13 protein-coding genes, 2 tRNA genes and 1 pseudogene are annotated in these 14,377 nt (G+C 59.0%); 7 read left to right on the forward strand and 9 right to left on the reverse strand.

Going from position 1 to position 14,377, the window contains the following annotated elements:
- From G5332_RS11860 to lolB, 8 genes and pseudogenes are all read right to left on the reverse strand, one after another.
- Positions 1-77, reverse strand: a tRNA-Met gene (locus G5332_RS11860).
- A gap of 234 nt (positions 78-311) precedes the next feature.
- Complete coding sequence (gene ychF / locus G5332_RS11865; protein ID WP_005334961.1) at positions 312-1,403, reverse strand: redox-regulated ATPase YchF; 1,092 nt, start codon at positions 1,401-1,403, stop codon at positions 312-314.
- Positions 1,404-1,519: 116 nt separating this feature from the next.
- Positions 1,520-2,116, reverse strand: coding sequence for an aminoacyl-tRNA hydrolase (gene pth, locus G5332_RS11870; protein WP_058059203.1), 597 nt, complete (start codon positions 2,114-2,116; stop codon positions 1,520-1,522).
- Between the two features lie 218 nt (positions 2,117-2,334).
- On the reverse strand, positions 2,335-4,323 hold the full coding sequence (locus G5332_RS11875; RefSeq protein ID WP_421311262.1) for a bifunctional metallophosphatase/5'-nucleotidase: 1,989 nt from the start codon (positions 4,321-4,323) through the stop codon (positions 2,335-2,337).
- A 115-nt stretch (positions 4,324-4,438) separates the two neighbouring features.
- Entirely contained in the window at positions 4,439-5,386 is a 948-nt protein-coding gene (locus tag G5332_RS11880) for a ribose-phosphate pyrophosphokinase (RefSeq protein ID WP_005343846.1), read from the reverse strand.
- Between the two features lie 197 nt (positions 5,387-5,583).
- Positions 5,584-5,658, reverse strand: a tRNA-Gln gene (locus G5332_RS11885).
- Positions 5,638-6,508, reverse strand: a pseudogene (gene ispE / locus G5332_RS11890) (4-(cytidine 5'-diphospho)-2-C-methyl-D-erythritol kinase). The gene G5332_RS11885 and the pseudogene ispE overlap by 21 nt, the downstream one beginning before the upstream one ends.
- Positions 6,508-7,086 carry a lipoprotein insertase outer membrane protein LolB gene (gene lolB, locus G5332_RS11895; protein WP_005353907.1) on the reverse strand — a complete coding sequence of 193 codons (579 nt, stop codon included), beginning with the start codon at positions 7,084-7,086 and terminating at the stop codon, positions 6,508-6,510. Before lolB ends, ispE begins: the two are co-directional and overlap by 1 nt.
- A 126-nt stretch (positions 7,087-7,212) precedes the next feature.
- Here lolB and hemA point away from each other — a divergent pair, with 126 nt between their 5' ends.
- The 6 genes from hemA to kdsA all read left to right on the forward strand — a co-directional run bounded on the left by hemA (position 7,213) and on the right by kdsA (position 12,730).
- Positions 7,213-8,472, forward strand: coding sequence for a glutamyl-tRNA reductase (gene hemA, locus G5332_RS11900; protein WP_005362209.1), 1,260 nt, complete (start codon positions 7,213-7,215; stop codon positions 8,470-8,472).
- A 51-nt stretch (positions 8,473-8,523) separates the two neighbouring features.
- The gene (prfA, locus tag G5332_RS11905; RefSeq protein WP_005353897.1) at positions 8,524-9,612 is read left to right on the forward strand and encodes a peptide chain release factor 1; all 1,089 of its coding nucleotides are present in this window, start codon (positions 8,524-8,526) and stop codon (positions 9,610-9,612) included.
- Positions 9,613-9,673: 61 nt separating this feature from the next.
- Positions 9,674-10,525: a peptide chain release factor N(5)-glutamine methyltransferase gene (gene prmC, locus G5332_RS11910; RefSeq protein WP_421172529.1), complete on the forward strand. Its 852-nt coding sequence runs from the start codon at positions 9,674-9,676 to the stop codon at positions 10,523-10,525.
- A gap of 56 nt (positions 10,526-10,581) precedes the next feature.
- Positions 10,582-10,965 (forward strand): SirB2 family protein, encoded by a 384-nt coding sequence (locus G5332_RS11915; RefSeq protein WP_236302749.1) that lies wholly within the window; start codon positions 10,582-10,584, stop codon positions 10,963-10,965.
- A 12-nt stretch (positions 10,966-10,977) separates the two neighbouring features.
- Complete coding sequence (locus G5332_RS11920) at positions 10,978-11,778, forward strand: SirB1 family protein (protein WP_005334938.1); 801 nt, start codon at positions 10,978-10,980, stop codon at positions 11,776-11,778.
- Positions 11,779-11,875: 97 nt separating this feature from the next.
- Complete coding sequence (gene kdsA / locus G5332_RS11925; RefSeq protein ID WP_216951850.1) at positions 11,876-12,730, forward strand: 3-deoxy-8-phosphooctulonate synthase; 855 nt, start codon at positions 11,876-11,878, stop codon at positions 12,728-12,730.
- Between the two features lie 144 nt (positions 12,731-12,874).
- Here kdsA and grcA read toward each other — a convergent pair whose 3' ends face one another.
- A complete protein-coding gene (gene grcA, locus G5332_RS11930; protein ID WP_216951849.1) occupies positions 12,875-13,255 on the reverse strand; it encodes an autonomous glycyl radical cofactor GrcA in 381 nt (126 codons plus the stop codon).
- 459 nt (positions 13,256-13,714) lie between these two features.
- Between grcA and G5332_RS11935 the strand changes: the two genes are divergently transcribed.
- Positions 13,715-14,362, forward strand: coding sequence for a substrate-binding periplasmic protein (locus G5332_RS11935; RefSeq protein ID WP_254204216.1), 648 nt, complete (start codon positions 13,715-13,717; stop codon positions 14,360-14,362).
- The last annotated feature ends 15 nt before the right edge of the window (positions 14,363-14,377 follow it).

The following is a 14,377-nucleotide window of genomic DNA, read 5'->3' on the forward strand; positions in this document are numbered from 1 at the left end:
TGGTGGCTATGACGGGATTCGAACCTGTGACCCCCGCATTATGAGTGCGATGCTCTAACCAACTGAGCTACATAGCCAACCTTGCTTCCGGTGAGTCGTTACCTCGTCACCGTGCGGGCCGAATTATGCGTATCTGGCTCTGGGGCGTCAACCCTTTTTTTGCCAGAAAAACGCAATTTGAGTGCGTTTGACCAGTTATTGGTCTCTGTTGCGCAAAAGCCCAACAATCTGGTTTTTTTTAAGACATTGCCATTATTGCCCGGGCAATGGCAGATAAAAAACAGGCCAGCAAATGCTGGCCTGTCATGGGATTAGACGTTGAACAGGAAGTTCATGATATCGCCATCTTTGACGATGTAATCTTTCCCTTCAGCGCGCATCTTGCCCGCTTCCTTGGCGCCTTGCTCACCCTTGTAGTTGATAAAGTCTTCAAAGGCGATGGTTTGGGCGCGAATAAAGCCTTTTTCAAAGTCAGTGTGGATCTTGCCAGCCGCTTGCGGGGCGGTGGCACCGACCGGAATAGTCCAGGCGCGCACCTCTTTCACACCGGCGGTGAAGTAGGTCTGCAGGTTGAGCAGCTGGTAGCCGGAGCGGATAACACGGTTCAGGCCCGGCTCTTCGATGCCAAGGTCAGCCATGAACTCGGCGCGATCTTCATCGTCCAGTTCGGCTATGTCGGCTTCGATGGCGCAGCAGACCACGACTACGACTGCGTTCTCGGCGGCGGCGATTTCACGCACCTTGTCCAGATAGGGATTGTTCTCGAAACCATCTTCCGCCACGTTGGCGATATACATGGTGGGTTTCAGGGTCAGGAAGTTGAGGTGGCTCACGGCGGCCAGCTCTTCCTTATCCAGCTTCATGCCGCGGATCATCTGGCCGTTTTCCAGCGCGACCTTGATCTTCTCCAGGGTTTCCACTTCCAGCTTGGCATCCTTGTCGCCGCCTTTGGCGCGCTTGGACTGACGGTGAATGGCGCGCTCGCAGGCGTCCAGATCCGACAGGGCCAGCTCGGTGTTGATCACTTCGATGTCGTCGGCAGGGGAGACCTTACCGGCAACGTGAATGATGTTCTCGTCGTCGAAGCAGCGCACTACGTGGCCGATCGCTTCGGTTTCACGGATGTTGGCCAGGAACTGGTTACCCAGACCTTCACCCTTGGAGGCACCGGCAACCAGACCGGCGATGTCGACGAATTCCATGGTGGTCGGCACAACGCGCTGCGGATTGATGATGGCAGCCAGCTGATCGAGGCGCGGGTCCGGCATCGGCACCACACCTGTGTTCGGCTCGATGGTGCAGAACGGGAAGTTGGCGGCTTCGATACCGGCCTTGGTCAGCGCGTTGAACAGGGTGGATTTGCCTACATTGGGCAGGCCCACGATACCGCATTTAAAACCCATGGATTGTTACCTTACTTGATGGATGCTGTTGGGGGTCGCCCGCAGGCGGCCCATGTCATGCTTGTTCTGGTCGTTGCTCATGTACCGGCACAATGCCCGTACAGGGTCAAACCGACCTAACCCTTTTCAGCCTTGAAGCTGTGCAAGCGATTCATGGCCTTGGTCATATCTTGTTTGAACAGGATGTCGGTGGCACGCAGGGACTCGTCCAGCGCGGCGTCGATCAGGTTCTGTTCACTGCTGGGGGCCTTGGTCAGGACGAAGCCAGCCACCTGCTCTTTGCTGCCGGGATGGCCGATCCCGAGACGCAGCCGGAAGAAGTTATTGTTGTTGCCCATCTTGGCGATGATGTCCTTGAGGCCGTTATGGCCACCGTGACCACCACCCTGCTTGAACTTGGCGATGCCTGGCGGCAGATCCAGTTCGTCATGGGCCACCAGTATCGCTTCCGGTTCAATCTGATAAAAACGCGCCAGTGCGGCCACCGCCTTGCCAGAGAGGTTCATATAGGTGTTCGGGATGAGCAGCCGCACATCCTGCCCCTCGACCAGGATGCGGGCAGTATGGCCGAAGAACTTGGGTTCTTCACGCAGGCTGACATTGTGCCAGCGGGCCAGTTGCTCCACATACCAGGCGCCCGCATTGTGGCGGGTCTTGGCATATTCCGGGCCGGGGTTGCCCAGTCCGACGATCAGTTTGATTTCGCTTGTCACGCTTGATGTCTTCACTCGCAGCTGCCATGGGCACACTACCCAGGGCAATAGGACGCAATATTCTAGCCGCCGAGTGGCGATCACTCAACCAATGCGCATGTTATGGCGGGATTTGCAGCATTATTGCGGCCAATGGGTAGCTAACGGTGGGCAAACGGGCCTCTTGCATGAGGCCCGTTTCAGCTTACCGATGGATTGTGCCCGGTTGACTACCGTCGTTATTTGGCGCGCAGCAGGGTGACGGTCTCTTCATCCAGTACGGTCAGGGTGGGACGGGCATCGCGCACATACTCCACGAAAGACGCTGCATCGGTGCCGCAATCCACGCCGCTGGCTTTGCAATCGAGGGCCTGGCCCGTGGCATAGACGGCGCTCAGCAGTTCACCGTTTTGTGCCACCTTCAGCACCGGGAAGGCGGTCAGCTTGCCATTGACACTGGCGATGTCGACCCGCTCGCTCTTCTGACGCTGGGCATTGGCCAGTGCTTGCCAGCCATCGTTGCCGTTGGCGCTGTAGGCGTTCATCACTACCCGATAGCGCTGGCTATCCACCAGATCTTGCCACTCGCCGCTTGCGGTCTTGCGCTGCAATTGGGTCAGGATGCCCGCCTTGCCTGCGTCGGTCTCCTGGAAGGTGTAACGCAGGTGGCCGCCATAGGGGAACTTGCCGGCATGGGCGCTGGCGGGCAGGGTGGCGGTGATGGTCTCGGTCAGCAGGGCGCGGACCTCGGCGCCGGTCAGGGTAAGCACCGAGAGCTGGTTCTTGAACGGCAGCAGGGTGAGGGCGCTATCCCCTTCGCGCCATTCTCCTGCAGGCAGGTCGGCACGCACGCCGCCCACCGCCACCAGAGAAAAATCGACCTGGCCACCGGTCAGGGCCTGAACGGCCGGGGTATTGGCCCAGTAGAACTCCCCTTCGGCAACCAGCGGCGCTACATCTGAGCCGTGGCTGTCGCTGCCGTTGTCGCCGGGGCGACGGGCATTTTGCAGCTGCTCGGGGATGGTGCCGATCACCGGGCCATAAGCTTTCTCCAGCGCCGGTTTGTAGTGGCTGTCGATGATGCCGCGCAGGCGCGGATCTTCATCCACGGTCACCAGATTGGGCTGGTTGTCGACAAACTGGCTTGCCTCTTTGCTGCGGGCGTCGTCGAGCGCTTGCTTGCGCGCCGCATCGGCGAAGAAATCGCGGCTGGCCAGCAGGCTGTTGTGGCCCTGGCAGTCGGTCACCTGACCCTGGCTGTCAAAGGTCACCTGAGCCAGGCCGATGGCCTGGGCGTAGGAGCCCGCCTGCACCACGCAGGTTTTGCCGATGCCATCCGGATTGGTCACCAGCTTGGCGTAATCGCCGGTCTTGCCCCAGCCGATATTGCGAAAATCGCCGAGCAAGCTGTGGGAGTGGCCGCCGACGATGGCATCGAGGCCGTTTACCTTGGCGGCCAGTGCCAGATCCCGCTCGTTGCCGATGTGGGTGAGCGCCACGATCTGATGGATCCCCTTGGCTTGCAGCATGTCGACCGTGGCCTGAGCCGAGGTGACCTCCTTGCCAAAGCGCAGCTTGCCGACGTTGGGGGCGATATTGCCCATGTCTTCCAGCACCAGACCGATGACGGCGACCAGTTGCTTGCCTTGCGGCAGGTTGTCGAGATCGGTGACCGGACTCTTCTGGTTGCCGTCAAAGGCGTAGACCACGAAGGGCTTGAGGTTGTCAGCCTTGCTGAGGGCCGGATCGGCCTTGGTGTCGAGGTTGGCGGCCAGCACCGGGAAGTTGACCCCCTCGATGAAGCGGGCCAGCTTCTGGTTATCCAGATCGAACTCGTGGTTGCCCAGCGCCATGGCATCGAGGCCGAACTGGCTCAGCAACTCGGCATTGGCCATCCCCTCGTTGAGCTTGAAGTAGCCACTGCCCTGCCAGGCATCGCCGCCGTGCAGCAGCAGCAAGGGTTGGTTCTTGGCCAGCGCATCGGCCTGATAGGCTTTCGCCATGGTCAGCAGGCGCGGATAACCGCCAAAGCGGGTATAGAGGGTGTCCGTCTCCCCCTGCTGGGCAAAGATCTGCCCTTTGATCTCGGCATTGACCGGATCAAACTGGGAGTGGGTGTCGTTCATGTGAGCCAGGGTCAGCACAAAGGGCGGGTTCTCTTTGGCGGGCTGACAGGCGAACAGGGCGGAGGTGAGGGTCGCGAGCAGGAGGGGACGCAAGCAATTCATGGGTAAATCCTTAAGCCTGCCGGGGCAGGGTCGTACCAGATAGCAGAAAGTTGGAAAGAGAAGGTCCAGAAAGACGAAAACCGCCTGATGGCGGTTTTCGTTATTGCTGAATCTATCAATGCTCAAACATGGCAGAGATGGACTCTTCGTTGCTGATGCGACGAATGGCTTCGGCCAGTACAGTTGACAGCGTCAGCTGCTTGACCTTGCCTACCGCTTTCATCTCCGCAGTGAGCGGGATGGAGTCGGTGATGATCAGTTCATCGATCACGGAGTTCTTGATGTTCTCGACGGCGGAACCGGAGAAGACCGGGTGGGTAGCGTAGGCGAATACACGCTTGGCACCGCGCTCTTTCAGGGCCTCTGCGGCTTTGCACAGGGTGCCGCCGGTGTCGATCATGTCATCAACGATGATGCAGTCGCGGCCGGCAACGTCACCGATCAGGTGCATGACCTGGGAGACGTTCGGGCGGGGACGGCGCTTGTCGATGATGGCGATGTCGGTGTCATCCAGCAGCTTGGCGATGGCGCGGGCACGCACGACGCCACCGATGTCCGGGGAGACAACGACAGGAGACTCGAGGTTCTTGGACTTCATGTCTTCCAGCAGCACCGGGCTACCGAACACGTTGTCTACCGGAACGTCGAAGAAACCTTGAATTTGCTCGGCATGCAGGTCAACGGTCAGCACGCGATCCACACCGACGCTGGAGAGGAAGTCAGCGACAACCTTGGCGGTGATGGGTACACGGGCGGAGCGGACACGGCGGTCCTGACGGGCATAACCAAAGTAGGGGATAACGGCAGTGATACGGCCAGCTGAAGCACGACGCAGAGCATCCACCATGACGATCAATTCCATCAAATTGTCGTTGGTCGGGGCACAGGTGGATTGAATGATGAAGATATCGCCACCACGTACATTCTCATTGATCTGTACGCTGATCTCGCCGTCGCTAAAGCGACCTACGGCAGCATTGCCGAGTTTGATAAACAGGCGATCTGCGATCTTCTGGGCTAGTTCCGGCGTTGCGTTACCAGCAAACAGCTTCATGTCAGGCACGGTTTGAAACCTCGGGGTTGCATCCAGTATGTGGGGGAGTCTGAAATCAGACCCTATCGTTTTGGGGCAAACGATTTATCAAGATAACGTACAAGGTGTCTGCTGCCCAATGATTGTGATGATACCGGTAACCCGAATCCGTGGCCGAGTGCAAAACCGGCCACGTTAATCACAACGCATCATTGATACTTGGGAATTGGCTGGGGTACTAGGATTCGAACCTAGGAATGGCGAGATCAAAACCCGCTGCCTTACCGCTTGGCGATACCCCAATCATTTGAACTGTTGCAATGTGGAGAAGAGAGGTGATATGTTCTCGCCCTTGGCGACAAACCCATCAAGTCCCTTCGGCACGCAGGCCAACACTTCCCGAGCAGTCACTTCGTCTTCAAATTGAGCAAAGACGCAGGCTCCTGTGCCCGTCATTCTTGACGGCGCGTATTCTAGCAACCAGCCGAGCGCATTGGCAACCTCGGGGTGGCGCTTTTTCACCAGTGATTCGCAATCGTTTTTCCACTCGCCTTCCAGCAGGTTGTCCAGCGCCATTTTCGGCGTGGCTCTCGGCAGGTCCGGATCCTGAAATACGGCCGCGGTCGCTACATGGCAATCGGGCTTGAGCACCAGATACCAGGCATCGGGCAGTTCGACCGGTTGCAGCCGCTCACCTACTCCTTCGGCAAAGGCCGCCTTGCCACGGACAAACACCGGCACATCGGCCCCCAGCTGGACGCCAAGCGCTGCCAGTTCATCTTCGTCAAGACCTGCCTGCCAGAGGTGGTTAAGCGCCACCAGCGTGGTGGCCGCATCGGACGAACCGCCGCCAATGCCGCCGCCCATGGGTAGCACTTTCTCCAGCCGGATATGGGCACCTTGCGGGCTCGGCAGGGTTGCTTGCAGCAGGCGTGCCGCCCGAATAATCAGATTCTGCTCATCCGGCACCCCGGGAATGGCCGGGCTCAGGGTGAGAGTGTCGCTATTCGGTATCACTTCAAACTCGAGCCAGTCGCTGTGATTGAGGAAGATAAACAGGGTCTGCAGCTCGTGATAGCCATCGGGACGACGGCCATTGACGTGTAGAAACAGGTTGAGTTTGGCCGGTGCCGGCCAGCGTGTGGAAGCCATTAACGTGCAAGAGTCCATTGGTTGATCTGAAGCTTGAGGCGGCTGTTCTGGCCGGTCATGGTCAGCTGGTGCGGCAGGCGGTAGCCATCCTGATCCCGATAATCGCCATAGACGATCTGCCACTGGCCGTCGCGCACGCTGGCCAGACTGCTGTCGGGGTTGAGTTCAAACTCCGCCTGACCCGGCAGCCCCTTGATCCACTCTGGCAATCCAGCAACCGGAATATTCCAGCCGGTCAGTTGATAGATGAGCGCTTCGGCATCCTGGCTCTGGTGGCGATTGCCGTCGCTGTCGAGCAGGGTGATCTCCCCCTTGCTGCGGGAGAGCTCCAGAATGCTGGTGCCGATCAGGCTGGTGAGGTTGAGGCGATAATCCTCGCCATCCTGCTGCCAGTTGAGACGGGCGCTGCCCTTTTGCTGTGGCGTGATGATGGCCATCTTGCCGGATAGCTGCCAGTGGGTCAGCTGCTCGAGACGGGTCCGCTCCTGGTTCCAGTTCACCTGGTCACGCTGGGGCTGGGTGGTGGCACAACCGGCCAGCAACAGCAGGCAGGTGAGGGTAAAAATACGTAGCAGCAAGAGACGGCTCCAGAGAGAGGAATTTGCCACAGTATACGGGGCGGCCGTATTGCTTTTAAAGACTTACCCTTTCTCGTACAATTGGCAGCCTTTGCACCCAGCGTATGAAATGATCGTCGCCCACTCATGAGTTTGCTTGCCCTCGGAATCAACCACAACACCGCCAGTGTCGCCTTGCGGGAACGGGTCGCCTTTGGCCCGGACTGCATCGATCGCGCCTTGCGTGAGCTGGTGAGCCAACCCGGTGTCAGCGAGGCGGTGATCGTCTCCACCTGCAACCGGACCGAACTCTATTGCAATCTGGAGGAGGAGCGGCAGGAGCAAGTGCTGCGCTGGCTGCAGCAGTTCCACGGGCTGGACGCTGCCGAACTGGTCACTGCCATCTATCAGCATCACGATGAAGAGGCGGTGCGCCACTTGATGCGGGTGGCGTGCGGGCTCGACTCGCTGGTGTTGGGGGAGCCGCAGATCCTGGGGCAGATCAAGCAATCCTATGCCCACGCCCAGCAGGCGGAGTCGGTGAAGGGGGCGCTGGAGCGGCTGTTCCAGAAATCCTTCTCGGTGGCGAAAAGAGTGCGCACAGATACCGAGATTGGCGCCAGTGCCGTGTCGGTGGCGTTTGCCGCCGTCAGCTTGGGTCGGCGGATCTTCTCCGATCTCTCCCAGACCAAGGTGCTGCTGGTCGGTGCTGGCGAAACCATTGAACTGGTGGCCCGTCATCTGCGCGAGCAGAACGTCACCAAGATGATGGTGGCGAACCGCACCCTGCAGCGCGCCCAGACTCTGGCAGCCGAATTCGGCGCCCAGGTGATGACGCTCGAAGAGATCCCCGACTATCTGCACGAGGCGGATATTGTCATCAGCTCGACCGCCAGCCCCCTGCCCATCATCGGCAAGGGGATGGTGGAGCGCGCGCTGAAGGCCCGCCGCTTCAAACCCATGTTTCTGGTGGATATTGCCGTGCCGCGCGACATCGAAGCCGAAGTCGATGAGCTCTCCGATGCCTATCTCTACACGGTGGATGATTTGCAGGGGATCATTGAGCAGAACCTCGAAACCCGTAAACGGGCTGCCGCGCAGGCGGAAGTGATCGTGCAGGAAGAGCGTGACGAGTTTATGGGCTGGTATCGCGGCCAGAGCTCGGTCGACCTCATTCGCGATTATCGCCATCAGTCCCAGCAAGTGGCTGATGAAGAGTTGCAACGGGCCCTGCTGGCATTGGCGCAGGGCGAGAGTGCCGAACAGGCGCTCAAGGCGATGGCCCATCGCCTCACCAACAAATTGATCCACGCGCCGACCCAGGCGTTGCGCCAGGCTGCCTCCCAGGGGGATCAGAGCGAGCTCTCCCGCTTGCGGCAGGCGCTGGGGTTGTCACAAGAGCCATAATTTTCGGGCAACCTGCCGGTTGTCCCGTCCTCCATTGAGAATGCAAGAGTTATGAATCCGTCACTGATCAGAAAGCTGGAAGGCCTCATCGAGCGCCACGAAGAAGTACAGGCCATGCTCGGCGAGCCAGACGTGGTCTCGGATCAGGATCGCTACCGCGCCCTGACCCGCGAATATGCCCAGCTGGAAGATATCGTTCACGCCTTCCAGCGTTACCGTCAGGCTCAGGATGATCTTGAGACCACCCAGATGATGCTGGAGGAGGACGATGCCGACCTGCGCGAGATGGCGCAGGAGGAGCTGCCGCTCGCCAAGGCCAATCTGGAGGCGTTGGAGCAGGAGCTGCAACTGATGTTGCTGCCCAAGGATCCCAAGGATGACAACAACTGCTATCTGGAGATCCGCGCCGGTGCCGGTGGCGACGAAGCGGCCATCTTTGCCGGTGACCTGTTCCGCATGTATTCACGGTTTGCCGAGCGTCAGGGCTGGCGCGTCTCCATCGTCAGCTGCAACGATGGTGAATATGGTGGCTACAAGGAGGTGATCGCCAAGATCGACGGCGAGCGCGTCTATGGCCGTCTCAAGTTTGAATCCGGTGGTCACCGGGTACAACGGGTGCCGGAGACCGAATCTCAGGGCCGCGTGCACACCTCCGCCTGTACCGTCGCCGTGCTGCCGGAAGTGCCGGAAGCCGAGCAGATCGAGATCAACCCTTCTGATCTGAAGATCGACACCTTCCGCGCCTCCGGTGCCGGTGGTCAGCACGTCAACAAGACCGACTCGGCCATCCGCATCACCCACCTGCCGACCGGTCTGGTGGTGGAGTGTCAGGACGAGCGCTCCCAGCACAAGAACCGCGCCAAGGCGATGTCGGTGCTCTCCGCCCGCCTGCAAGCGGCCGAGGATGAGCGCCACCGCGCCGCCGAGCAGAGCACCCGCCGCAATCTGGTGGGCTCCGGCGATCGCTCCGAGCGCATTCGTACCTACAACTACCCGCAGGGCCGCCTCTCCGAGCACCGCATCAACCTGACCCTCTATCGCCTCTCCGAAATTTTGGAAGGGGATCTGGACTGCGTCATCACACCGCTGGTGCAGGAGTATCAGGCCGATCAGCTCGCCTCGCTGGCCGAGAACAACTAATGCAAATGGTGATCCGGCAAGCTCGCATTAAGTGTTCTGCCCATAAGGTGGAGTGGCACTGATGCAGATCCAGCAGGCCCGCGCCCATATCATGACTGTGTTGGCTGAGGGGGAGTCCCCCCGCGCCGACGCCGATGTACTGCTCTGCCATCTGCTCGGGTGTCGTCGCAGCTATCTGATGACCTGGCCCGAGCGTGAGCTGGATGCCGCCCAGCAGGCCACCCTGCAGGGGTGGCTGGCTCGTCGTCTCAACGGCGAACCCATCGCCCATCTGGTGGGCGAGCGGGAGTTCTGGTCGCTGCCGCTGAAAGTGAGCCCGGCGACCCTGATCCCGCGCCCCGATACCGAGGTGCTGGTCGAGCAGGCGCTGACCAGAATCCCGCAAGGTCCTTGCGCCGTGCTGGATCTGGGCACCGGCACCGGCGCCATCGCGCTGGCGCTCAAGTCCGAGCGGCCCGAGGTCGATGTGTGGGCGGTGGATCGGATGGCGGATGCCGCGGCGCTGGCCCGCGAGAACAGCGCCGCGCTGGGGTTACCCATCGAGGTGCGTCATGGCAGTTGGTTCGAGCCCCTTGGCGAGCCGGATCGCGACGAAACGCCACGTTTTGCGGTGATTGTCTCCAATCCCCCCTATATTGATGGCGCCGATCCCCATCTCGAGCAGGGTGATGTGCGTTTTGAACCCCGCTCGGCGCTGGTTGCCGATGACGCCGGGCTGGCCGATATCTGCCACATCGTGGCCCATGCCCCCGCTTATCTGTTGCCTGACGGCTGGTTGCTGCTGGAACATGGCTGGGATCAGGGGGAGGCGGTGCGTCAGTTGCTGCGTGATGGCGGCTACCGCGAGGTAGCCACGGTGCGCGATTACGGGGATAACGACAGGGTGACGCTGGGCCTCTGCCCGCTGCGCTGACAGCCCCTTACTGTTACACGGCGGGTTGCCTGTGCGCCCCCATGCAAGGATTGAATATGGTTTTTGTGCTCAAACACCTGCACCTCACCCTGATTGCCGGGGCCGTGCTGATGTTTATGCTCCGCTTCTACTGGGTACAGACCGCCACTAGCCGAGCCTATAGTGCGCCGGTGATGAAGGTCAGCGGCTGGCTCAACGGTCTGGTGGTGCTCTCCGGCGTATTGCTTTGCATGGTGCTGGATCTCAACCCGCTCAATAACGGAACGCCCTGGCTCAGCGAGAAGCTGATGGCCATTCTGGTGCTGGTATTTCTGGCGGCGATGGCGCTGCGGCTGGCCAAAAGCAATCTGGTGCGCTGGTGCTCCTTTCTGGGGGCGCTCGGCTGGATCTACTTTATTGCCAAGTTGGCAGTGCTCAAACAGACGAGTGTGTTCGGCTAAGGCATGAAGAGAATGTTACACATAGACGAATGGACCGATTTCGAAGCCCACGACATCACCGAGCTGGCGTTGTCAGTCAGTGACGAAATTTATGGCTCGGTCGAGGAGGGGATGCGCGAGTTGAACCTGCTGGACGAGTGGCTGGACGAGCAGATCGAAGAGGGCACCTGCGACGAGGTGCGCCAGCAGTTGCTGCAGGGCTTCTACCACAGCCTCGGTTTTCATGGCGACTGGCAGGATTATTTCTCTGCCAACAACTGCGATCTCAATCAGGTGCTGGTTCAGCGCAAGGGGATCCCGGTCAGCCTCGGCATTCTCATTATCCAGCTGGGGCGCAAGCTCGGGCTCGATGTGGAGGGGATCTGCTTCCCCGGCCACTTCCTGGTGAGCTTTGCCGGTGGCGAGGGGGAGGTCTATGTCGACCCCTTTACCGGCGACGAGCTGAGTCTGGCCCGCATCGAGCTGCTGCTGCGCGGTGCGTTGGGGGACTTGGCGACCCTCACTCCCGACTACCTGCAGCCCTCCGGCCAGTGGGAGATCATCGAACGGCTGCTCAACGTCAGCAAGGGGGCCCTGCTGCGGGAAGATCGCATGCCCGAGGCGCTGCGTTGCAGCGAGCTGTTGCTGCGGATGAAGCCCGGCGATCCGCTGGAGACGCGGGATCGCGGCTTTATCTACGAGCAGCTCGATTGCCCGCGCCAGGCCGCCGACGATTTTGAATATTTTATTGAACAATGCCCGGACGATCCGGTCGCCGATGTGCTGAAAGTACAGCTGGCCGCGCTGGATCTGAGCCCCAAGCCCCTCCATTAAGGGCGGCTTGAAACTGAAACAGAAGAATATCAAGGCCGCTGCGTCCGGTCGCAACGGAGTAACTAGGCTTCAAGCCCTTTTATTAAGGATGTCTTAGATGGAACAGAAGAATATCAAGATCAACCAGATCGACGTTGCCAACGACAAACCGTTCGTGCTGTTTGGTGGCATGAACGTGTTGGAATCCCGCGACATGGCGATGGCGGTGTGCGAGAAGTACGTGGAAGTGACAAGCAAGCTGGGCATCCCGTTTGTCTTCAAGGCGAGCTGGGACAAGGCCAACCGCTCCTCCATCCACTCCTACCGCGGTCCGGGTCTGGAAGAGGGTATGAAGATTTTCCAGGAGCTGAAAGCGACCTTCGGCATGCCGGTCATCTCCGATCTGCACGAACCCCATCAGGCCAAGCCGGTCGCCGAGGTGGTGGACGTTATCCAGCTGCCCGCCTTCCTGGCGCGCCAGACTGATCTGGTGGAAGCCATGGCCCGCACCGGCAACGTCATCAACATCAAGAAGCCGCAGTTCCTCAGCCCAAGCCAGATGAAGAACATCACCGACAAGTTTGAGGAGTGCGGCAACGATCAGCTGATCCTGTGCGAGCGCGGTGCCAACTTCGGCTACGACAACCTGGTGGTGGACATGCTGGGTCTGGGCGTGATGAAGAAGAGCACCGGTGGCTATCCGGTGATCTTCGACGTGACCCACTCCCTGCAGTGCCGTGATCCGCTGGGTGCCGCCTCCGGTGGCCGTCGCGAGCAAGTGACCGAGCTGGCGCGCGCCGGCATGGCGGTCGGTCTGGCCGGTCTCTTTATCGAATCACACCCGGATCCGAAAATTGCCCGCTGTGATGGCCCGAGCGCCCTGCCGCTCGACAAGCTGGAAGGCTTCCTCAAACAGATGAAGGCCATCGATGACCTGATCAAGGGTTTTGAGCCCCTGGATACCTCTGCTTGATGGGACAAGCACTTATCACAAGGCCTCGCAATGCGAGGCCTTGTTTTTTGCGCTTGCCCAGTGAAAGCACGTATAAAAAAACGGCCGACAGGCCGTTTTTTGTGCTGATACAGCAAGTATCAGCGGTTCACTGCAGGACGCTGATTACAGGCTCTGGGTGAAAGTACGGGTAACCACGTCACGCTGCTGTTCCGGGGTCAGGGCGTTGAAACGCACTGCGTAGCCAGATACGCGGATGGTCAGCTGCGGGTACTTCTCCGGATTCGCGATAGCATCTTCCAGGGTTTCGCGACGCAGCACGTTGACGTTCAGGTGCTGACCACCTTCAACAGCCGGTTCGGCCTGAACAGGCAGTTCGCGGTATTCGAACTGACCCAGATCAGAGAGTGCGACTTCCTGATCGGCAGCAAAGGCATCGCCTTTGACACAGATGCAGCGAGCCTGTTGCTTCTCTTCGTCCAGCAGCCAGAAAGAGTTCAGCAGGGCGGTGTTGGCAGCCTGGGTGATTTGAATGCCTTTGATCATGGTATGACTCCTCAATGGGAACGCGAATCCAACTGTAAGGAAATTACCCTGATGTATTTAAGCTACCGTTAATTGTGGTGGCTTAAAGGGCCCTTGCCTTACACCTTTGCTTTGATGGGGTCATATATACCATGTTGGTAATATTACTAAAATTGATCTAGATCAATAAAAATCAATAAAGTGCCATTTAAATGGGATTAAATTCTTGAGTTTAATCAAAAATAGGTCATTTTTCTGATTTTGTAAGATATCAAAATTATGCATCTTTTACCTTTTTAATCTAGTAATTTAACTACATCTTTTTCGGCTTTTCTGTGGTGGATTGAGGAGTTGGCTACACTCAGCAGAAAGCAAGGAGAGTGTCGGGTGAATATCAGGTGGCGAATGTGGGGATGGTTGGCCCTGTTCTGTTGCTGGGCAATCACAGCTGTGGTCCGGGCCGAAACAGTACGCATAGCGGTGGGCGAATGGCCGCCTTATATCAGTGAGTCGCTTCCCAATCAGGGGTTTCTCTGTCAGGTGGTACGTGAGGCCTTTGCCGAGCAGGGGGTCGATGTCAGCTTTCATTTCTACCCCTGGTCTGAGGCATACAGCCTGACTCTTGAAGGGCGTTATATGATTACCATGCCCTGGTTTCGCTCTCGCGAGCGCGAGCAGCACTTCTATCTCTCTGCATCGCTGGGCAAATTTACGACCCGTCTGCTTGCACTTAATGGTTCGCCATTGGTCAGTTTGGGTGAGCTGAAAAACGAGCCTGTCGGGGTTACCCGTGGCTATTTTTATGGTGAAGGGTTTGCAGCAAGACAATCCGAGCTGTCTCTTGAGTGGTCCGACTCCGATGAGGAGAGCATGGAGAAACTGCTCACCGGACGCATTCGTTATCTGGTCATGGATGAACAGGTGGCACAGGTTCTGTTTCAGCAGGTTCTCTCTCGTCATCCCCAAGCGGCAGCATTGAGTGGTGCCCCCGATCCCATCTGGTCCCAGCCGGGCTATCTGCTGATGCGCAAGGCCGATCCCGATGCCCGCCGCTTGATGTTGCTGTTTAACGCCGGTCTGCACAAACTGGAGCGCTCCGGCCGGCTCGCCAGGCTCTGGAAAGTGTGAGTCACGGTTGCGTCT

The organism is Aeromonas sp. 603757, from assembly GCF_049171255.1.
Taxonomy (GTDB): domain Bacteria; phylum Pseudomonadota; class Gammaproteobacteria; order Enterobacterales; family Aeromonadaceae; genus Aeromonas; species Aeromonas veronii_A.